The organism is Klebsiella sp. 1SOBk10mer, assembly GCF_046602535.1.
GTDB classification, from domain to species: Bacteria; Pseudomonadota; Gammaproteobacteria; order Enterobacterales; family Enterobacteriaceae; genus Klebsiella; species Klebsiella quasipneumoniae.
Genome location: NZ_JBKIUP010000002.1, coordinates 93348 through 114190, shown reverse-complemented (window position 1 = coordinate 114190; position 20843 = coordinate 93348). Strand labels below are relative to the sequence as shown.

The window sequence follows — 20843 nt, the reverse complement described above, 5'->3', positions numbered from 1 at the left end:
CTTACGTTGCCGATTGCCCTCAATTTTTTGCTGGTTTTATTGCTGAAGCATTGGGCATACTCTGGGATCTCACAGGGTGTAAAACAGGAAGCACATCAAATGGTTAAGGGATTGTTAAACGCAGTAAACAGAACGCTGTCGCATGAAGACGCCGGTAAACTCTTGTTACGACTCGCCGTCGGCGGGTTAATGCTGTTTCACGGTTTGCACAAGCTGCTGGATGGCGTGGATGGCATTAGCGGGATGCTGGTGGCGAAGGGGTTGCCGGGGTTTATCGCCTACGGTGTGCTGGCGGGGGAAGTGGTCGCCCCCTGTTTGTTGATTGTCGGCATCCTGACGCGCCCTGCGGCGCTGGTGTTGGCTTTCACCATGGTGGTGGCGTGGCTGATGGTCGGTCTCGGCAAGACATTTGCGCTTGATGCGGTGGGGGCGTGGGCGATCGAGAATCTGGTCTATTTCTTTGTTGGCGCGCTGGCGATTGCGCTTTTGGGCGCCGGGCGTTACTCGCTGGCCGGTCAGTCGGTCTGGCGGTAAAAATGCCTCATTCGTCCTGGGGCGTAAAGTCGATACTGTTGTCGGTTTGCCGCTTTTCAGTCCGGGAAAGCGTTTATCTCATGTCGCCTGAGAGTTTATTGTCGCCAGGGGTTTTCCCGGAGGCGGCGCATTGCGCCTTCTCCGGGCTACCAAATCGCACAGCGCTGTAGCCCCGGTAAGCGGTAGCGCCACCGGGGATTTTGACCTCAGGCGAGAACCAGATCGCTCTGCGGGCGACAGGAGCAGGCCAGCACATAGCCGTCGGCGATTTCATCTTCGGTCAGCGTCATGGTGCTGGTGACGCTATACTCCCCGGAAACGACTCTGGTTTTGCAGCAGCCGCAGACGCCGGCGCGGCAGGCGACGGTCACCGGCACCTGATTGCTCTCCAGCGCCTCGAGCAGGGTGGTGCCCACCGGCGCGTAAAACTCTCTCGCCGGCTGCAGTTTGGTGAATTTCAGCCCGCTGGTGGCGGCCTCTGCCACCGGTGTGAAGAACTTCTCCTTAAAGAAGCGGGTGACACCCAGGGCGGCCACGTCCTGCTCAACCTTCTCCATATACGGCGCTGGCCCGCAGGTCATCACGGTGCGGCTGGCGATATCCGGCACGCTCTGCAGTAGCTCCAGGGTCAGACGGCCGGCGACAAAACCGTGCGTTGCGTTGTGCTCCGCCACCAGGGTAACCGGATAGTTGCGCCACTCCTCGGCAAAGATCACATCCTCCGGCGAACGAACGCTATAGATCACTTGCACGTCTGCCAGCGGGCGGTACTTCGCCAGCCAGCGGCGCATCGACATTATCGGCGTCACCCCGCAGCCGGCGGCCAGCAGCAGGAATTTATCTTCTGCTTTATCGTCGCAGATAAACTCGCCCATCGCATCGGACAGCCAAAGATAATCGCCGCGTTTGACCTCGTGGGTTAACCATTGTGAACCCGCGCCCTCGTTAATGCGGCGAACGGTCAGCGTAATATACTCGCTGACCCCCGGCGTGGAGGAGAGGGTGTAGGCGCGCAGCGTTTCCGCGGAATCACGCACGCTGACCAGGGCGTACTGCCCGGCGCGATACGGATAGTAATCGTGGCACAGCAGCGAAAGGGTCCACACGTCCGGGGTTTCCTGGTGAATGTGGTGAACCTGCATCCGCCACGGGCATTGCGAAGTTGGCATGGTCATCAGGGACTCCTTACGCGCTCAGCAGCTGCTGCATATCTTGTTCCACGGTGGTCACGGAACGCAGACCAAACTTCTCATTGAGGACAGCCAGCAGATCCGGAGTGAAGAAGCCTGGCGCCGTCGGGCCGGTGACGATATTTTTCACGCCGAGAGACAGCAGCGTCAGCAGGATGACAATCGCTTTCTGTTCGAACCAGGAGAGCACCAGCGACAGCGGCAGATCGTTGACGCCGCAGCCCAGTTTTTCCGCCAGCGTGACCGCCAGAATAATCGCCGAATAGGCATCATTACACTGACCAGCGTCGACCAGACGCGGTAGGCCTTCGATATCGCCGAAATCCAGCTTGTTAAAGCGGTATTTACCGCAGGCCAGCGTCAGGATCAGGCAGTCATCCGGCACGCTGGTGGCAAAATCGGTGAAATAGTTACGTTCCCCGCGCGCGCCGTCGCAGCCGCCGACGAGGAAGATATGGCGCAGTTTTTCACGGCTGACCAGATCGATCAGCGTATCCGCCGCGCCGAGCAGGGTCTGACGGCCAAAGCCGACGGTGATCAGATGCGGGATTTCGCTGTACGGGAAGCCCGCCATCTGCTGCGCCTGGGCAATGACCGGGGAGAAGTCTTCGCCTTCCAGGTGGTTCACGCCCGGCCAGCCGACGATGCTGCGGGTCCAGATGCGATCGTCGTAAGCGCCGACGGTGGGATCGATGATGCAGTTAGAGGTCATCACGATGGGGCCTGGGAAGCGGGCGAATTCCACCTGCTGGTTCTGCCAGCCGCTGCCGTAGTTGCCGATCAGATGTTTGAATTTACGCAGCTCCGGATAGCCGTGCGCCGGCAGCATTTCGCCGTGGGTATAGACATTGACGCCGGTGCCTTCCGTCTGCTCCAGCAGGTTATAGAGATCTTTCAGGTCGTGGCCAGAGATCAGGATACATTTACCTGCGGTGGCTTTTACGTTGACCTGAGTCGGCGTTGGGTGGCCATATTTGGTGGTTTCGCCGGCGTCAAGGATGCTCATCACTTTGAAGTTCATCTGGCCGATTTCCATCGAACATTCGAGCAGCGCATTCATATCCGCAGGCCAGGTGCCCAGCCACGCCATGATCTTGTGGTACTGGGCATAAATGGCGTTGTCGTACTGGCCGAGCACGTGCGCGTGTTCCATATAAGCTGCCGCGCCTTTCAGGCCGTACAGGCACAGCAGGCGCAGGCCGAGGATATTCTCGCCGATAGCGGCTTTATCTTTATTCGGGGCATAGTCTGCCGCCTGACGCTGCAGGTCACCCAGATCGTCGCCGACCAGCTGCAGGTCGGCCACCGGGCTGTCAACTTTGGCGCTGGCATCAAGGTCCAGGCACTGCGCTTTCAGCGCCTCACGCATGGCAATCGCCTGACGGGCATAGCCGACGATGCGCGGAGAATCGAAATTGACGTTAGTTAGCGTAGAGAAGAAGGCGCGGGGGGCGAAGCTGTCGACCTCATGATCGATAATGCCATATTCGCGGGCCTTAAGCGCCCAGGCGGAGAGGCCTTGCAGTGACGCAATCAGCAGATCCTGTAGATCGGAGGTTTCCGCTGTTTTACCGCACATCCCCTGCGCGTAAGAGCAGCCGTTGCCGGCCGGGGTACGAATGGTTTGTTCACATTGCACACAAAACATGGTCACACCTTTAAAGTTATATTTGATATACATGTTTAAGGTTATGCCCGAGCGCGTGAGGAGAAAAGGTATTTCTGATACAACTTAAAGGGAGATTGATTTAGCGCAAAATTGGCGGCAGGAAGTCTGCCGCCAGCGCCTACTCAGGCGGCAAAAAAGGCGATCAGGATCGGGACCAGCAGGCTCAGCAGAAAACCGTGTACGATGGCGGCAGGGACGATCTCCACGCCGCCGGAACGCTGCAGCACCGGTAAGGTGAAGTCCATGGAGGTGGCGCCGCACAGACCCAGCGCCGTGGAGCGGCTTCGGCGAATCAGGCCCGGAATTAACATGATGGCCAGCAGCTCGCGGCACAGGTCGTTAAAGAACGCCGCGCTGCCGATTACCGGGCCAAAGGATTCGGTCAGTAAAATACCGGAGAGTGAATACCAGCCGAAGCCGCTGGCCATCGCCAGACCGGTCTTTAGCGGCAAATCCAGAATAAAGGCGTTGAGGATGCCGCCGAGTAATGAACTGATCGTGACCACCACGGCGACGATCATTCCCCGGCGGTTAAGGACTATTTGTCGCAGACTCATTCCATTATTGCGTAATTGAATACCGACGAGGAACAGGAGAAAGATCAGCGTATATTCGCTGGCTTCGGTGGCGTGTTGTAAAAAAGGCAGGCCGGTCAGGCCAAGCAAAAAACCGAGGACCACCACCCCGCACAGCTGGAGTGATTCCAGGGCCATGGCCAGGCGCGAGGGTAATTTCTCCTGACGATGCAGACTGCGCCAGGGCATTTTTCTTTCCAGCCACAGCAGAGCGGTAATATTACACAGTAAAATGATGACCACGCTCACCGCGGCGTAATGCAATATCGCCAGCAGATTGCTGGCCAGATTGTCGAGAAACGCCAGGCTGATACCCATAAAAAAGAGGATCACATAGACAATCCAGCTCAGCATCCGGTGAATCAGTTTTAGCGCAGAGGAGTGACGAAGAGGCAGTAAATAGCCGACGACCAGCGGCAACAGAATGATGAACAGTCCCGAGAACATGAACGATGCAGCCCTTGCATGATGAGAATAGCGCTCATGACACTACCCAAATAGCCGGGCCGAGTAAAGCTGTCGCCAGAAAGAAAAAGCCCGGAGACCCGGGCTTAGAAAGGATTAATCGCGTTTTTCCAGCAGAGTGCGGTACAGCACGCCGCCAAGGATCCCGCCGACGATCGGCATGACCCAGAACAGCCACAGCTGCTGCAGCGCCCAACCGCCCTGGAAAATCGCCACCGCGGTGCTGCGCGCCGGGTTGACGGAAGTGTTGGTGACCGGAATGCTGATTAAATGGATGAGAGTCAGCGCCAGGCCGATAGCGATCGGCGCGAAGCCCGCCGGCGCGTGTTTGTCGGTCGCGCCATGGATAACCAGCAGGAAGCCGCAGGTCAGTACGATTTCAATAACGATAGCCGACAGCATAGAGAAGCCGCCCGGGGAGTGTTCGCCATAGCCGTTTGAGGCAAAGCCGCTGGCGGCGGCATCAAATCCGGCTTTACCGCTGGCCACCACGTACAGCACCGCGGCGGCAATAATTCCGCCGACCACCTGGGCGATAATATAGCCAATGACCTCTTTCGCCGGGAAACGACCACCGGCCCACAGGCCTAAGGTTACCGCCGGGTTGAAATGACCGCCGGAAATATGGCCAACCGCATACGCCATGGTTAATACGGTTAAACCAAATGCCAGCGCCACGCCGGCAAAACCGATACCCAACTCGGGAAATGCTGCGGCAAGTACGGCGCTACCGCAGCCGCCAAATACAAGCCAGAAGGTGCCGAAGCATTCGGCTGCTAATTTTCTGAACATAACCACCTCAATTTAAATGTATACGCGCACGAGCGGACCGTGCCGGTCTTTATTTATCGTGATAAGGGACGACGATAAAAATAAAGCGGCGTTATTCTAGAGATAATCGCCATCCCAGAGCCAGTTAAATATATTGATATTATTTGATTTAGGGCAAGGTGAAGGGATTGCGTTTGCCAGTTTAACTCTTCCTATATCCATCCAAGATTATCAATAGTGTAGAACATAACGTCTGAAATAAAACTATTTTGTTTGATGAATAATCAATAGCCGTTAATAGACGATAAGTGCGTAATTTTATGAATATATTTAATCTCCTGAATAGGATGCGCAGAGGTGATTAAGCGGAGTGTCATCTTGCCGCCGCCCTCGCTATACTGTTGATTACTGAAGGAGAGTGGTGGTGTAGCGGAGGGGATATGCTTCTTGAGCGCGTAGAAATCGTCGGTTTTCGCGGTATCAATCGTCTGTCGTTGATGCTGGAGCAAAATAACGTCCTGATCGGGGAGAACGCGTGGGGGAAGTCCAGTCTGCTTGATGCGCTGACCCTGCTTTTGTCGCCAGAGTTCGATCTTTATCACTTTGTCCGCGATGACTTCTGGTTTCCCGCAGGCGACATCCAGGGGCGCGAGCACCATTTGCATATTATTCTGACCTTTCGTGAAACCGAGCCGGGGCGCCATCGGGTGCGGCGTTTCCGTCCGCTTCAGCGCTGTTGGGTGCCCTGTGATGACGGGTATCACCGGGTGTTCTACCGCCTGGAAGGCGAACTCGCCGATGACGATAGCGTGATGACCCTGCGCAGTTTTATCGATGGCGAAGGCGAAGCGCTGGCGCTGGAGGATATCGATGAGCTGGCCAGACACCTGGTGCGTTTGATGCCGGTGCTGCGCCTGCGCGACGCGCGCTTTATGCGGCGCATTCATAACGGGACGGTACCGCACTCGCCGCAGATAGAGATCACTGCCCGCCAGCTGGATTTTCTCTCCAGAGAGCTGGTCAGCCATCCGCAAAATTTATCCGACGGTCAGATCCGTCAGGGGTTGTCGGCCATGGTGCAGCTGCTGGAGCATTACTTTGCCGAGCAAAGCAGCGCCCAGACGCGACATCGCCTGATGCGTCGACGTTCCCATGATGAGCAGCGTAGCTGGCGTTACCTGGATATTATCAACCGGATGATCGACAAGCCCGGCGGGCGCAGCCATCGGGTGATCCTGCTGGGGCTGTTTGCTACCCTGCTGCAGGCGAAAGGGACGGTGCGCCTCGATCGCGACGCGCGGCCGCTGCTGTTGATTGAGGATCCCGAGACCCGCCTGCACCCGATCATGCTCTCCGTCGCCTGGCATCTGCTGAATTTGCTGCCGTTGCAGCGTGTGACCACCACCAACTCCGGAGAGCTGCTGTCCCTGACGCCGGTGGAGCAGGTTTGTCGGCTGGTGCGTGAATCGGCGCGGGTGTCGGCATGGCGGCTGGGGCCGGGCGGAATGAATGCCGAAGAGAGTCGACGCATTGCCTTTCACATCCGCTTCAATCGCGCCTCATCGCTCTTCGCCCGCTGTTGGCTGCTGGTGGAGGGGGAGACGGAAACCTGGGTTATCAACGAGCTGGCCCGCCAGTGCGGCCATCATTTTGATGCTGAAGGGGTGAAAGTGATTGAATTCGCCCAGTCGGGCCTGAAGCCATTGATCAAATTCGCCCGCCGGATGGGGATCCAGTGGCACGTGCTGGTGGATGGCGATGAGGCAGGAAAAAAATATGCCGCGACCGTACGCGGTCTGCTGAATAACGATCGCGAGCTGGAGCGCGACCATCTGACCGCTCTGCCGGCGCTGGATATGGAACACTTTATGTATCGTCAGGGATTTGATGACGTTTACCACCGGGTGGCGCAGATCCCGGATAATGTGCCCATGAATATGCGGCGGGTGATCACCAAGGCCATCCATCGCTCATCCAAGCCGGACCTGGCGATTGAGGTGGCAATGGAAGCCGGCCGCCGTGGGGTGGACGCTGTGCCGACGCTGCTGAAAAAAATGTTCTCGCGGGTACTGTGGCTGGCCCGCGGTCGCGCTGATTAATCTCTTCGCCGTCGGGAATTTCGGCGGCGCAAAGCTCTCCGGCAGCTAAACAAAACATCATTGGCGCGAAAAATGGGTGTCCTGTTGCCGACGGGTTTCGATAGAATCACCGCCTGGAGCGGCAGGGAAACAGCAGGAATCGGAATATGAAAGTGAAGGGAAAACGCAGGACCGTCTGGTGGCTGTTGGCGATCGTTGTGCTGGGTCTGGCTGTCTGGGGATGGCGGATTCTCAATGCGCCGCTACCGCACTACCAGACGCTGGTGGTGCGCAAAGGCGATCTCCAGCAGAGCGTGCTGGCCACCGGCAAGCTGGATGCCCTGCGAAAAGTTGACGTCGGCGCCCAGGTCAGCGGACAGCTGAAGACGCTGCACGTGAATATCGGCGATAAGGTCAAAAAGGACCAACTGCTGGGGGTTATCGATCCTGAGCAGGCGCAAAACCAGATCAAAGAGGTGGAGGCGACGTTGATGGAGCTGCGCGCCCAGCTCAATCAGGCGCGCGCGGAGAGTAAGCTGGCGCAGGTGACCCTGGCCCGTCAGCAGCAGCTGGCGCAGCGCCAGCTGGTCTCGCGACAAGACCTCGATACCGCGGCCACCGACCTGGCGGTGAAACAGGCGCAAATCGGCACCATTGAAGCGCAAATTAAGCGCAACCAGGCAACGCTCGACACGGCGAAGACCAACCTCGACTACACGCGGATCCTGGCGCCGATGGCTGGTGAAGTGACGCAAATTACTACCCTGCAGGGACAGACGGTGATCGCTGCCCAGCAGGCGCCGAACATTCTGACCCTGGCGGACCTCAGCACCATGCTGGTGAAAGCGCAGGTCTCCGAAGCGGATGTCATCCACCTCAGACCGGGACAAAAGGCGTGGTTTACCGTGCTGGGCGACCCGCTAACTCGCTATGAAGGCAAGCTGAAGGACATTCTGCCGACGCCGGAAAAAGTCAACGACGCCATCTTCTATTATGCCCGCTTCGAGGTCCCGAACCCGCAGGGAATTCTGCGCCTCGACATGACCGCGCAGGTGCATATCCAACTGGCCGAGGTGAAGAACGTGATCACCATCCCGCTGAGCGCCCTGGGTGATGCGGTCGGTGATAACCGCTACCACGTCCGGCTGTTGCGTACCGGCGAGGTCAAAGAGCGTGAGATTGTCATTGGCGCGCGCAATGATACCGACGTCGCGGTGGTGCAGGAACTTGAAGAGGGGGATGAGGTGATCGTCGGCGAGAGCGCGAGCGGGGCGGCAAAATGACGGCCCTGCTCGAGCTGCGTGATATTCGTCGCAGCTATCCTTCCGGCGACGGCAGCGTTGAGGTCCTCAAGGGGATCACCCTCAGTATCCATGCCGGGGAGATGGTGGCGATCGTGGGCGCCTCCGGCTCGGGTAAATCAACGCTGATGAACATCCTTGGCTGCCTCGATAAACCCACCCGCGGCACCTATCGGGTGGCGGGAACCGATATTGCACAGCTGGATGGCGATGCGCTGGCCCGTCTGCGGCGGGAACACTTTGGCTTTATCTTTCAACGCTATCACCTGCTTTCGCATCTGACCGCCGCGCAGAACGTCGAAGTGCCGGCGGTGTATGCCGGCAGTGAACGGCGGGCGCGCCTGGCGCGCGCGCATGAGCTGCTGGCGCGCCTGGGGCTTGGCGATCGCGCCGACTATCAGCCGTCGCAGCTGTCCGGCGGCCAACAGCAGCGGGTCAGTATCGCCCGCGCCCTGATGAATGGTGGGGAAGTGATCCTCGCCGATGAGCCCACCGGCGCGCTGGACAGCCATTCCGGCGAAGAGGTGATGGCGATCCTGCATCAGCTGAAAGCGCAGGGCCATACGGTTATCATTGTCACTCACGATCCGCAGGTTGCCGCTCAGGCGGAGCGGATCGTCGAGATCCGCGATGGCGAAATCGTCCGCAATCCCTCCGCCAGCCGCCAGGGCGGTGGGCTGCGCGCCCGTCAGCAGGAGGAGCCCTCGGCGTGGCGTCAGTTCACCAGCGGCTTTCGCGAGGCGCTGGTCATGGCCTGGCGGGCGATGGCGGCGAATAAAATGCGCACCCTGCTGACCATGCTCGGCATTATTATTGGGATTGCCTCGGTGGTGTCGATCGTTGTGGTGGGCGATGCCGCCAAGCAGATGGTGCTGGCAGATATTCGCGCGATAGGCACCAATACCATTGATGTGTATCCTGGTAAGGATTTTGGCGATGACGACCCGCGCTATCAACAGGCGCTGAAGTATGACGACTTGCTGGCGATCCAGAAACAGCCGTGGGTGCGTTCCGCTACGCCGGCGGTGTCAAAAAGCCTGCGCCTGCGCGCCAACAATATTGACGTTGCCGCCAGCGCGGAAGGGGTCGGGCCGCAGTACTTTAATGTTTACGGCATGACCTTCAGCGAGGGCAATACCTTTAATGAACTGCAGCTCAACAGCCGGGCTCAGGTGGTGGTGCTCGACAGCAATACCCGTCGCCAGCTGTTTCCCAATAAAGCGAAAGTGGTGGGCGAGGTGATCCTGGTGGGCAATATGCCGGCCACGGTGATTGGCGTTGCGGATGAAAAGCAGTCGATGTTCGGCAGCAGTAAAATTCTCCGCGTCTGGTTGCCTTACACCACCATGGCGGGAAGAGTGATGGGCCAGTCGTGGCTGAACTCCATCACTGTGCGCGTTCATGAAGGCTACGACAGTGAAACCGCAGAGAAACAGCTGCTGCGTCTGCTGGAGCTGCGGCATGGTAAAAAAGATGTATTCACCTGGAATATGGACAGCGTCTTGAAAACCGCCGAAAGGACCACACATACCTTACAGCTGTTCCTGACACTGGTGGCGGTGATCGCCCTGGTGGTCGGCGGGATTGGGGTGATGAATATTATGCTGGTGTCGGTGACCGAACGGACGCGGGAGATCGGCATCCGCATGGCGGTTGGCGCGCGGGCCAGCGATGTGCTGCAGCAGTTTCTCATCGAGGCGGTGCTGGTTTGCCTGGTCGGCGGCGCGCTGGGGGTAACGTTGTCGCTGATGATCGCGTTTATTCTTCAGCTGTTTCTCCCGGGCTGGGAGATCGGTTTTTCGCCGCTGGCGCTGGTGACGGCGTTTCTCTGTTCGACGTTAACCGGGGTGCTGTTTGGCTGGCTGCCGGCGCGCAATGCGGCGCGGCTCGATCCGGTGGATGCCCTGGCGCGGGAGTAGTCGGGATGAGAAATAAAAATGCCAGTCAGAAGGACTGGCATTTTATTAGCAGGATGTACACAATGAAGCAAAAGAGTTATGCAGCCGTTTCCGCTTCCACAGGGACGATCACGCTGGCGTGGTTGCCTTTTGGCCCCTGGTGAACATCAAACCGAACGGCTTGTCCGGCTTTTAGCGTTCTGTAACCATCCATCTGGATGGTGGAGTAATGGGCGAAAATGTCTTCGCCGCCGCCCTCAGGGCAGATAAAACCGAACCCTTTGGCATTGTTGAACCACTTAACAGTACCCATTTCCATACTTCGACATCCTTCGTAAATCTTTATTAGTAAGATGGAATGAACCGGTGGTGGAGTGACGAGTTGTTCAATTGCTCGCCAACTCTCGCCACTACAATTTAGAGAAATACGAAAACGCGTCAAGCGATTGAGGAGGGGGAACGGCGAAAAATGCGTCAAAATTTGAAGCAGTTAACGCTATTGCCGGGGAATGTGACAGCCGTCGCGGATAGAAGCGATAGATGATAGTTATCTATGATCTGTTGTAGATTTGTGATGAGCATAACCTCTGGTCATCGACAGGCCTCCGCCTGTTGGCAACAGCAACCGATGATGAACACTGACGATGAGTAAGAGAGATTGGCTGGACTTCGAGCACCTGGTTGACGACGAAGTTCGTGATGCGATTAAACCGCCATCTATGTATAAAGTGATATTGGTCAATGATGACTACACTCCAATGGAGTTTGTTATTGACGTGTTACAAAAATTCTTTTCTTATGATGTTGAACGTGCAACGCAACTGATGCTCACGGTTCACTATGAAGGTAAGGCGATTTGTGGCGTGTTTACCGCGGAAGTGGCGGAGACCAAAGTCGCTATGGTGAATCAGTACGCGAGGGAGAACGAGCATCCATTGCTGTGTACGCTGGAAAAAGCCTGAATTCAGGCATGAAAATTGGGGGAGGTGCCTATGCTCAATCAAGAACTGGAACTCAGTTTAAATATGGCTTTCGCCAGAGCGCGCGAGCACCGTCATGAGTTTATGACCGTCGAGCACTTGCTGCTGGCTCTGCTAAGCAACCCCTCGGCCCGTGAGGCCCTGGAAGCGTGTTCAGTGGACCTGGTGGCATTGCGTCAGGAACTTGAAGCCTTCATCGAACAAACCACACCCGTCCTGCCAGCCACGGAAGAAGAGCGCGACACCCAGCCGACGCTGAGCTTCCAGCGTGTGCTGCAGCGCGCCGTTTTCCACGTGCAATCTTCTGGCCGCAGCGAAGTGACCGGCGCCAACGTGCTGGTGGCCATTTTCAGCGAGCAGGAGTCGCAGGCCGCCTACCTGCTGCGTAAACATGAAGTGAGCCGACTCGATGTGGTGAACTTCATTTCTCATGGTACACGCAAAGATGAGCCGAGCCAGTCTTCCGATAACAGCGGAAGCCAGCCTGGCAATGAAGAGCAAGCCGGCGGGGAGGAACGTATGGAAAACTTCACCACCAACCTCAATCAGCTTGCTCGCGTTGGCGGCATCGATCCCCTGATCGGCCGTGAAAAAGAGCTGGAGCGCGCCATTCAGGTGCTGTGCCGTCGGCGTAAAAATAACCCGCTGCTGGTGGGGGAATCCGGCGTCGGTAAAACCGCCATCGCCGAAGGCCTTGCCTGGCGTATTGTGCAGGGCGATGTGCCGGAAGTCATGGCTGACTGCACCATCTACTCGCTTGATATTGGTTCTCTGCTGGCCGGGACGAAATACCGTGGCGATTTTGAAAAACGCTTTAAAGCGTTGCTGAAACAGCTGGAGCAGGATACCAACAGCATCCTGTTCATTGATGAGATCCACACCATCATCGGTGCGGGAGCGGCGTCTGGCGGCCAGGTCGATGCGGCTAACCTGATCAAACCGCTGCTTTCCAGCGGCAAGATCCGGGTGATTGGCTCCACCACTTACCAGGAGTTCAGCAACATCTTTGAAAAAGATCGTGCGCTGGCCCGCCGTTTCCAGAAAATCGATATTACCGAACCGTCGGTGGAAGAGACCGTCCAGATTATCAACGGCCTGAAGCCGAAGTACGAAGCGCACCACGATGTGCGTTATACCGCCAAGGCGGTGCGTGCGGCGGTTGAGCTGGCGGTGAAATACATTAACGATCGCCATCTGCCGGATAAGGCGATTGACGTAATTGACGAGGCGGGGGCGCGGGCGCGCTTAATGCCGGTCAGCAAGCGTAAGAAAACGGTCAATGTGGCGGATATCGAGTCCGTGGTGGCGCGCATTGCGCGGATCCCTGAGAAGAGCGTCTCCCGCAGCGATCGCGATACGCTGAAAAACCTTGGCGATCGACTGAAAATGCTGGTCTTTGGTCAGGATAAGGCCATCGAGGCGCTGACGGAAGCCATCAAGATGGCGCGCGCCGGGCTGGGCCATGAGCACAAGCCGGTGGGTTCATTCCTGTTCGCCGGGCCGACCGGGGTGGGGAAAACCGAAGTGACCGTGCAGCTGGCGAAGGCGCTGGGTATTGAGCTGCTGCGTTTTGATATGTCCGAATATATGGAACGTCATACCGTCAGTCGTTTAATCGGGGCGCCTCCGGGCTACGTCGGCTTCGACCAGGGCGGGCTGCTGACCGATGCGGTGATAAAACATCCGCACGCGGTGCTGCTGCTCGATGAGATCGAAAAAGCGCATCCGGACGTGTTCAACCTGCTGCTGCAGGTGATGGACAACGGCACGCTGACCGATAACAACGGACGTAAAGCGGACTTCCGCAACGTGGTGCTGGTGATGACTACCAACGCCGGGGTGCGGGAAACCGAGCGTAAATCGATTGGCCTTATCCAGCAGGACAACAGTCTGGACGCAATGGATGAGATCAAGAAGATCTTTACGCCGGAGTTCCGTAACCGTCTCGACAACATCATCTGGTTCGATCACCTCTCCACCACGGTGATCCATCAGGTTGTCGACAAGTTTATCGTCGAGCTGCAGGTTCAGCTGGATCAGAAAGGTGTCTCCCTGGAAGTCAGCCAGGAAGCGCGCGACTGGCTGGCGGAAAAAGGCTACGACCGGGCAATGGGGGCACGTCCAATGGGACGCGTCATTCAGGACAACCTGAAAAAACCGCTGGCGAACGAGCTGCTGTTTGGCTCGCTGGTCGACGGCGGGCAGGTGACGGTCTCTCTGGACAGCGCGAAAAATACGCTGACCTACGACTTCCAGAGCGCGCCGAAGCACAAACCGGAAGCCGCCCATTAAGGCGATATCTTCAATGTAAAAAACCGGCCAGGGGCCGGTTTTTTTTTGCCAACTGGCGGTAGAAATGAAAAGACCGGGAATTATCCCGGCCTTCAGCATCTGACGCCTTAAGGGCGAAAACAATCAGCGACTACGGAAGACAATGCGGCCTTTGCTCAGGTCGTACGGGGTCAGCTCAACAGTCACTTTGTCGCCCGTCAGAATGCGGATGTAGTTTTTACGCATTTTACCGGAGATATGCGCGGTTACCACGTGACCGTTTTCCAGTTCTACGCGGAACATAGTGTTAGGCAACGTTTCAAGTACGGTGCCCTGCATTTCAATATTGTCTTCTTTGGCCATCTAGTCCTCTGGGGTATCACTACCGTAGTTTTGAACCGGCAAGATAATGCCGAAGTTCATCATGTAAGTAAAGTTTTACGTGTCTACCCTGAATCATTCACCTTGCCGCAAGGCGCGCAGTCAGCACGCCGGCAATGGAAATATGACGGGTATGAATCGCCGAAGTAGTTTTGGCGCATTGCCCGGGACACACACGGCCATGCCGCGTGACAGGCGCAAACGTAAAGGGGAGTGACAGAACGATGGGCGTTATCTGACTCTTATTATTCCCAAACGGCAGCGGGGCAACAGGCAGAAGCTACTCTACCGCGCAATTATACCATCCTGACGCAAAATGTGCTGAAAACATTTTATTGTCCGCCCGGAAATAGCACCCGCGGTACCCAAAATCGCTCGGGCAGACGGTAGCTGCGTAATACTGACAGATAGTCCAGATAATCGCGGCGGGGAATATCCACCGCGCCTAATGATGCGGTATGGTTGTTCAGCACCTGACAGTCAATTAATTTACCGCCGCTCTGCGCAAAGTCCTGGCAAAATACCAGCAGCGCGGTTTTGGAGGCATTTTCCGCCCGGCTGAACATCGACTCACCGCAAAACAGCGCCCCCTGTGCCACGCCGTACATTCCCCCCACCAGAGTATTCTCCTGCCAGACTTCAATGGAGTGGGCATGCCCCAGCTCATGCAGCTGGTGGTAGGCGCGAACGATGCTGCTGGTTATCCAGGTGCCTTCGTCACGATCGCTGGCGCAGCCCTCAATCACCTCGCCAAAGGCGTGGTTGAGCGTGACGCGGTAGGGCGAACGCTGATGAAAGCGCTTCATGCTGCGGCTGAGATGGAACTGTTCCGGCCAGAGCACCGCGCGGGGATCGGGCGACCACCAGAGGATCGGGTCGCCGGGGGAAAACCAGGGAAAAATACCACGCTGATAGGCCATCAGCAGGCGCGCGGGGCTCAGATCGCCGCCGAGCGCCAGCAGGCCGTTAGGTTCACGCAGGGCGCCTTCCGGAGAAGGGAAGGCGATAGAATGCCGGGAGAGCTGAACCAGACGCATTTTAACCTCAATACGCATCAGCAAAAATTAGATAATAGCCTACAGACGCTGTTTAAACTGGAAGTACCGGCCCTGTTTAGCGAGCAGCTCCGCGTGACTACCTTGCTCAATTATCTGGCCGTTGTCCATGACTATTATCTGATTAAAACGCGCCAGGCCTCGCAGGCGGTGGGTGACCATCAGCACGGTTTTCTCGCGTAAGACTTCCGCCAGCAGATGCAGGATCTGGCTTTCGGTGGCCGCATCCAGACCTTCTGTCGGTTCGTCCAGCAGCATCAGCGGCGCATCGTGGAGCAGCGCGCGGGCAATGGCCAGCCGGCGCAGTTCGCCGCCGGAAAGCTGGCGTCCGCCTTCGCCCAACCAGCCGTTGAGCCCGCCATCTTCCAGCAGTTTTTCCAGGCCTACCTTCTCAAGGGTGGCGCAGAGCAGAGTGTCATCAGCCTCAGGCGCCGCCAGCAGCAGGTTGTCGCGCAGGGTGGCGCTGAACAGGTGCACGCGCTGCGGCACCACGCTCATTGACTGCCGCAGGGTGGCTTCGCTGAGCCCGGACAGCGGCTGGTCGTTGAGCAATATTTCACCCTGTGTCGGATCCCATGCGCGGGTGAGTAACTGCAACAGCGTCGACTTTCCGCAGCCGGTTCGGCCAAGAATAGCAATATGTTCCCGGGCGGCAATCTGCAGGGAGATGTTCTCCAGAGCGGGGGAGGGCTGCTGCGGGTAGCGGAAGGTGACCAGCCTGAAATCTAAGGCCACCTGCGCAGGCTTGCAGGCCTCGCCCTCGACGAAGGAGACTTCCGGCTGCTGGTCAGTGATCTGCGAGATCCGCAGCGCGGAGGCGATCACCTGACCTAAATGCTGGAAAGCGCCGGTGACGGGCGCCAGGGCTTCGAAAGCCGCCAGGGCGCAGAAGACGAACAGGGCGATCAGCGCCCCGGGCTGACTGTTGCCGCCGACGCCATCTGAGGCCAGCCAGAGCATGGCCACCACGGCGATACCGCCGATCAACAGCATCAGCGCCTGCGAAAGCGCGGTCAGCTCGGCCTGGCGACGCTGCGCCTCCTGCCAACTGAGCTCGGTCTTTTCCATTTGCGCGCGATAGCGGTCGCTGGCGTTAAACACCATCAGCTCCGCCTGGCCCTGCAGCCAGGCGGTAAGCTGTTGCCGATACTGGCCGCGCAGCTGGGTCATACTCTCTCCGGCCGGTTTACCGGCGCGATAGAACAGCGGCGGCATAACCAGCACGGTCACCAGCATGATACCGCCGAGCGTTAGCGCGAGGGTGACATCGAGCAGGCTTAATCCGCAGGTCACCACCACAATCACCACCAGCGCGCCGACCAGCGGCGAAATGACCCGCAGGTAGAGATGATCCAGGGTGTCGACGTCGGCTACCACGCGGTTGAGCAGTTCACCCTGGCGAAAGCGCGCCAGCCCCGCCGGAGAGAGGGGGAGTAGTTTGCTGAAGGTGAAGACGCGCAGGTGCTGTAGCACGCGGAAGGTGGCGTCGTGGCTGACCAGACGCTCGAAGTAGCGTCCGGCGGTCCGGATAATCGCTGCGCCGCGAACGCCCGCGGCGGGCAGCATATAGTTAAAACTGTAGATCCCGGCGACGCCCACCACCGCAGAGGCGGAGAGAAACCAGCCGGAGAGCGTCAGCAGGCCGATACTGGCCAGCAGGGTCACAATAGCCAGTACGATGCCGAGCAGCAGCATCCATTTGTGGCGTTTGTACAGTGCCAGATAGGGTAAGAGCGCGCGCATTTAAATCTCCTCCTGACGATGGGCCAGCAGCGCCGAGAAGACCCCGCCGGCGCGGGCCAGCGTGGCGTAGTCGCCTTGTTCGATAATCTGTCCGTCCTGCATCACCCAGACGGCATCCCAGTCCGCCAGTCCCTCAAGCTGATGGGTAACCAGCAGCGTGGTTTGCTGGGTGGAGGCGTGGGTCAATGCCTGCATGACCCGTTGTTCGCTATGGGCGTCGAGGCTGGCGGCGGGTTCATCCAGCAGCAGCAGGCGGCACGGCACCAACAGCGCGCGGGCGACCGCGATACGCTGCGCCTGGCCGACCGACAGACGGCCCGCCTGATCGCCCACGGCGGTATGGATCCCATCCGGCAGCAGAGCGATAAACTCGCTCACCCAGGCCTTGTCCAGCGCCAGTCGAAGCTGGGCATCGCTGGCTTCCGGCCACGCCAGCAGCACATTTTCCCGCAGCGTGGCGGCAGGAAGCTGGGGATTCTGCCCCACCCAGCTTAACAGGCGACGCCAGCGATCGGCGTCCAGCTCTCGCAGCTCCACGCCATTGACCTTCAGCGAACCCTCATAGGGCAAAAAGCCGAGCAGGGTGTTCAGTAGTGAACTTTTCCCTGAGCCGCTCTGCCCCACCAGCACCACCCGCGCGCCTGCAGGCAGTGAAAAGGTCAGCGGCCCGGCGAGGACTTTCCCTTCGGGAGATTTAATCAGCAGATCGCGCGCTTCCACGCCAATCAGATCGTTGTCATTTAAGGTTTTTTCGCCACGCTCCACCTGGGTCAGCGGGGTTTCCATAAACGTTTTCAGACTGTCCGCAGCGCCGACGGCCTGGGCTTTGGCATGGTAGAAGGTGCCCAGGTCACGTAATGGCTGGAAAAACTCCGGGGCGAGGATCAGCGTCAGGAAGCCCGCCATCAGCGTGACGCCCGCGCCATAGTGGCCGAAGTTAAGCTCGCCAAGGTATGAGAAGCCGAAATAAACCGCTACCAGCGCAATGGAGAGCGAGGTGAAAAATTCCAGTACCCCGGAGGAGAGGAACGCCAGGCGCAGGACTTCCATGGTGCGTTGGCGAAAATCCTGCGAGGCGTCGCGAATATTATCCGTTTCGGCCTGACCGCGGTGAAAAATACGCAAGGTTTCCATGCCGCGCAGGCGGTCGAGGAAGTGGCCGCTGAGGCGGGCCAGCGCCTGGAAATTACGCCGGTTGGCATCGGCGGCGCCCATCCCAACCAGGGCCATGAACAAGGGGATCAGCGGCGCAGTGCCGAGGAGGATCAGCGCGGCGGCCCAGTTTATCGGGAAAATAGTGATGACGATCAGCAGCGGCACGCAGGCCGCCAGCGTCATTTGCGGCAGGTAGCGGGCATAATAGTCATGCATATCGTCGATCTGCTCGAGGATAAGCGTAGCCCAGCTGCCAGCCGGTTTGCCCTGGATCCACGCCGGGCCCGCCTGCTGGAGGCGGTCGAGCACCTGGCGGCGAATTTCATAGCGAATATGCTGCCCGGCCTGAAAGCCGACCCGTTCACGCAGCCAGACCACCCAGGCGCGCAGCACAAAGGTCAGCACCAGCAGGGTTAGCGGCAGCAGCAGGGCGGTCGCAGGAATATTCTCCATCACCATCCGATGCAGGATCCGCGCCAGGAACCAGGCCTGCGCCACGATCAGCAGACCGCTCGCCACGCCAAGGAGGCGGGAAATCATCAACCAGCGACGGGAGATAATGCTTTGCTGTTTTAACCAGCGGGTTAACTCTTGTTGACGGGTTTTATTCATTGCGCGCTTTGCAGGTGTCGTTATCGGAATATTGGGCACGGCAATGTTACATCGCGGCAAAAATAAAGGCGACTTTTCGTCGCCTTCTTTACCTTTGTTACTGACTTGTAAAGATTATTTGCAGGCGTCAGCCAGACCGTCGAGGTAACGTTCAGCGTCCAGCGCCGCCATGCAGCCGGTGCCGGCGGAGGTGATAGCCTGACGATAAATATGGTCCATCACATCGCCGGCGGCGAACACGCCCGGGATGCTGGTCTGGGTCGCATTGCCATGGATACCGGACTGCACTTTGATGTAGCCGTTCTCCAGCTCCAGCTGACCTTCAAAGATGGCGGTGTTCGGGCTGTGGCCGATGGCGACAAACAGACCGGCTACTTCCAGGGACTCGACGTTGTCGCTGTTTTTGGTATCGCGCAGACGCAGGCCGCTGACGCCCATCTGGTCGCCGGTCACCTCTTCGAGGGTGCGATCGGTATGCAGCACGATGTTGCCGCTTTCCACTTTGTCCATCAGGCGTTTGATGAGGATTTTTTCCGCACGGAAGGAATCGCGACGGTGGATGAGGTGTACCTCAGAGGCGATGTTTGACAGATACAGAGCCTCTTCAACCGCGGTGTTGCCGCCGCCGATCACCGCCACTTTCTGGTTGCGATAGAAGAATCCGTCACAGGTGGCGCAGGCGGAAACGCCGCGGCCCTTGAAGGCTTCTTCGGAAGGCAGGCCCAGGTAACGGGCGGAAGCGCCGGTGGCGATAATCAACGCGTCACAGGTGTATTCGCCGCTGTCGCCGGTCAGACGGAACGGCCGGTTTTGCAGATCGACGCGGCTGATATGGTCGAAAATAATCTCGGTTTCAAATTTCGTGGCATGCTCGTGCATGCGCTCCATCAGCAGCGGACCGGTCAAATCGTTCGGATCGCCTGGCCAGTTTTCCACTTCCGTCGTGGTGGTCAGCTGACCGCCTTTTTCCATCCCGGTGATCAGCACCGGCTGCAGGTTGGCGCGTGCGGCATAGACCGCCGCGGTGTATCCCGCAGGTCCAGAACCAAGGATAAGCAGTTTACTGTGTTTGGCTGTGCCCATGAGATCCCCATAATAATTGGCATACATTGGGCTGGGATTGTAGGGAATTTGTTGTCGTAAAAAAAGAGCGCAGCGATTTTGTTAACGATGTGTGCAATAGAAGCGGCCGATGAATTGGCGATTTTCCCGGCAAGGAATATAACTATTTCTACTGTTGGCGGGACAATTATAAGACGAAAAAATGAGAATCAACCAGGGTAGATGATGAATATCTGGCATCTTGTACTAAAAATCGATGTTTTGCTTTGACAATCCCCTGTGCTTTTGCGAAAACATTCAAGGAAGAAGAAAAGCAGTATTTGGCGTGCGGCGAATTTTCATGCACGCAAATGCCATTTTTATCCGGGTTAACGAAATCTACGCATGGTGTGGACAGACGCCATGCGTGATGTCGGTGACTGCCGTCAGGCAACGGGCTTCTCACGTACCCCTGGGTTACCCAATGTCGTACGGGTAATAACAGGATGGGCTCTGGCAGTGAAGGCACAGAGCCGGAACAGGAGTAGGGAAGGAATACAGAGAGACAATAATAATGGTAGATAGCAAGAAGCGCCCTGGCAAAGATCTCGACCGCATTGATCGTAACATCCTGAATGAATTGCAAAAAGATGGGCGAATTTCTAACGTCGAGCTTTCTAAACGGGTGGGACTTTCTCCGACGCCTTGCCTTGAGCGTGTGCGTCGTCTTGAAAGACAGGGTTTTATTCAGGGCTATACGGCGCTGCTCAACCCGCATTATCTGGATGCATCACTTCTGGTATTTGTTGAGATTACTCTGAATCGTGGCGCACCGGATGTGTTTGAGCAATTTAACGCCGCAGTGCAAAAACTTGAAGAAATTCAAGAGTGTCATCTGGTTTCCGGTGATTTCGACTATCTGTTGAAAACCCGCGTACCGGATATGTCAGCGTATCGTAAATTACTGGGCGAGACCTTGCTGCGCCTGCCGGGCGTTAACGACACCCGTACCTATGTGGTAATGGAAGAAGTCAAGCAAAGTAATCGTCTGGTTATTAAGACGCGCTAACACGGAACAGGTGCAAACTCGACGTAGTTTGATTACACTCCTGTTAATCCATACA

Annotated in this window: 17 protein-coding genes; 7 read left to right on the top strand and 10 right to left on the bottom strand. The window is 57.6% G+C overall.

What is annotated here, in order from left to right; translation table 11 throughout:
* Positions 1 to 99 precede the first annotated feature (99 nt).
* The gene (locus ACLH1I_RS06280; protein ID WP_049092393.1) at positions 100 to 534 is read left to right on the top strand and encodes a DoxX family protein; all 435 of its coding nucleotides are present in this window, start codon (positions 100 to 102) and stop codon (positions 532 to 534) included.
* 206 nt (positions 535 to 740) lie between these two features.
* Here ACLH1I_RS06280 and hcr read toward each other — a convergent pair whose 3' ends face one another.
* The 4 genes from hcr to aqpZ all read right to left on the bottom strand — a co-directional run bounded on the left by hcr (position 741) and on the right by aqpZ (position 5225).
* Positions 741 to 1709: an NADH oxidoreductase gene (gene hcr, locus ACLH1I_RS06275; protein WP_064178110.1), complete on the bottom strand. Its 969-nt coding sequence runs from the start codon at positions 1707 to 1709 to the stop codon at positions 741 to 743.
* A 10-nt stretch (positions 1710 to 1719) separates the two neighbouring features.
* The gene (gene hcp, locus ACLH1I_RS06270; RefSeq protein ID WP_004201352.1) at positions 1720 to 3372 is read right to left on the bottom strand and encodes a hydroxylamine reductase; all 1653 of its coding nucleotides are present in this window, start codon (positions 3370 to 3372) and stop codon (positions 1720 to 1722) included.
* A 143-nt stretch (positions 3373 to 3515) separates the two neighbouring features.
* Entirely contained in the window at positions 3516 to 4415 is a 900-nt protein-coding gene (locus ACLH1I_RS06265; RefSeq protein ID WP_004201354.1) for a lysine exporter LysO family protein, read from the bottom strand.
* A gap of 114 nt (positions 4416 to 4529) precedes the next feature.
* On the bottom strand, positions 4530 to 5225 hold the full coding sequence (gene aqpZ, locus ACLH1I_RS06260) for an aquaporin Z (RefSeq protein WP_004201355.1): 696 nt from the start codon (positions 5223 to 5225) through the stop codon (positions 4530 to 4532).
* A 419-nt stretch (positions 5226 to 5644) separates the two neighbouring features.
* Here aqpZ and ACLH1I_RS06255 point away from each other — a divergent pair, with 419 nt between their 5' ends.
* The 3 genes from ACLH1I_RS06255 (at position 5645) to macB (ending at position 10502) form a co-directional block, all read left to right on the top strand.
* On the top strand, positions 5645 to 7303 hold the full coding sequence (locus ACLH1I_RS06255) for an ATP-dependent endonuclease (protein ID WP_023320055.1): 1659 nt from the start codon (positions 5645 to 5647) through the stop codon (positions 7301 to 7303).
* 146 nt (positions 7304 to 7449) lie between these two features.
* Positions 7450 to 8565, top strand: a complete 1116-nt coding sequence (macA, locus tag ACLH1I_RS06250; RefSeq protein WP_198079573.1) for a macrolide transporter subunit MacA — start codon at positions 7450 to 7452, stop codon at positions 8563 to 8565.
* The gene (macB, locus tag ACLH1I_RS06245) at positions 8562 to 10502 is read left to right on the top strand and encodes a macrolide ABC transporter ATP-binding protein/permease MacB (RefSeq protein ID WP_064794447.1); all 1941 of its coding nucleotides are present in this window, start codon (positions 8562 to 8564) and stop codon (positions 10500 to 10502) included. The genes macA and macB overlap by 4 nt, the downstream gene beginning before the upstream one ends.
* Positions 10503 to 10578: 76 nt before the next feature.
* Here the strand turns inward: macB and cspD are convergent, their stop codons facing one another.
* Positions 10579 to 10800, bottom strand: a complete 222-nt coding sequence (gene cspD / locus ACLH1I_RS06240; RefSeq protein ID WP_002896516.1) for a cold shock-like protein CspD — start codon at positions 10798 to 10800, stop codon at positions 10579 to 10581.
* A gap of 325 nt (positions 10801 to 11125) precedes the next feature.
* Between cspD and clpS the strand changes: the two genes are divergently transcribed.
* Together clpS and clpA are read left to right on the top strand one after the other, a co-directional pair.
* The gene (gene clpS, locus ACLH1I_RS06235; protein ID WP_002896520.1) at positions 11126 to 11443 is read left to right on the top strand and encodes an ATP-dependent Clp protease adapter ClpS; all 318 of its coding nucleotides are present in this window, start codon (positions 11126 to 11128) and stop codon (positions 11441 to 11443) included.
* Positions 11444 to 11473: 30 nt separating this feature from the next.
* On the top strand, positions 11474 to 13753 hold the full coding sequence (gene clpA / locus ACLH1I_RS06230; RefSeq protein WP_198079575.1) for an ATP-dependent Clp protease ATP-binding subunit ClpA: 2280 nt from the start codon (positions 11474 to 11476) through the stop codon (positions 13751 to 13753).
* Positions 13754 to 13876: 123 nt separating this feature from the next.
* Here clpA and infA read toward each other — a convergent pair whose 3' ends face one another.
* The 5 genes from infA to trxB all read right to left on the bottom strand — a co-directional run bounded on the left by infA (position 13877) and on the right by trxB (position 19761).
* A complete protein-coding gene (infA, locus tag ACLH1I_RS06225) occupies positions 13877 to 14095 on the bottom strand; it encodes a translation initiation factor IF-1 (protein WP_001040187.1) in 219 nt (72 codons plus the stop codon).
* A gap of 350 nt (positions 14096 to 14445) precedes the next feature.
* Positions 14446 to 15150, bottom strand: coding sequence for a leucyl/phenylalanyl-tRNA--protein transferase (aat, locus tag ACLH1I_RS06220; protein WP_053810603.1), 705 nt, complete (start codon positions 15148 to 15150; stop codon positions 14446 to 14448).
* Positions 15151 to 15189: 39 nt separating this feature from the next.
* Positions 15190 to 16911, bottom strand: a complete 1722-nt coding sequence (gene cydC / locus ACLH1I_RS06215; RefSeq protein ID WP_198079577.1) for a heme ABC transporter ATP-binding protein/permease CydC — start codon at positions 16909 to 16911, stop codon at positions 15190 to 15192.
* Positions 16912 to 18678, bottom strand: coding sequence for a heme ABC transporter permease/ATP-binding protein CydD (gene cydD, locus ACLH1I_RS06210; protein WP_017899437.1), 1767 nt, complete (start codon positions 18676 to 18678; stop codon positions 16912 to 16914).
* A 114-nt stretch (positions 18679 to 18792) separates the two neighbouring features.
* Positions 18793 to 19761, bottom strand: a complete 969-nt coding sequence (trxB, locus tag ACLH1I_RS06205) for a thioredoxin-disulfide reductase (protein ID WP_004201366.1) — start codon at positions 19759 to 19761, stop codon at positions 18793 to 18795.
* A 532-nt stretch (positions 19762 to 20293) separates the two neighbouring features.
* Here trxB and lrp point away from each other — a divergent pair.
* The gene (lrp, locus tag ACLH1I_RS06200; RefSeq protein ID WP_000228469.1) at positions 20294 to 20788 is read left to right on the top strand and encodes a leucine-responsive transcriptional regulator Lrp; all 495 of its coding nucleotides are present in this window, start codon (positions 20294 to 20296) and stop codon (positions 20786 to 20788) included.
* Positions 20789 to 20843: the final 55 nt, after the last annotated feature.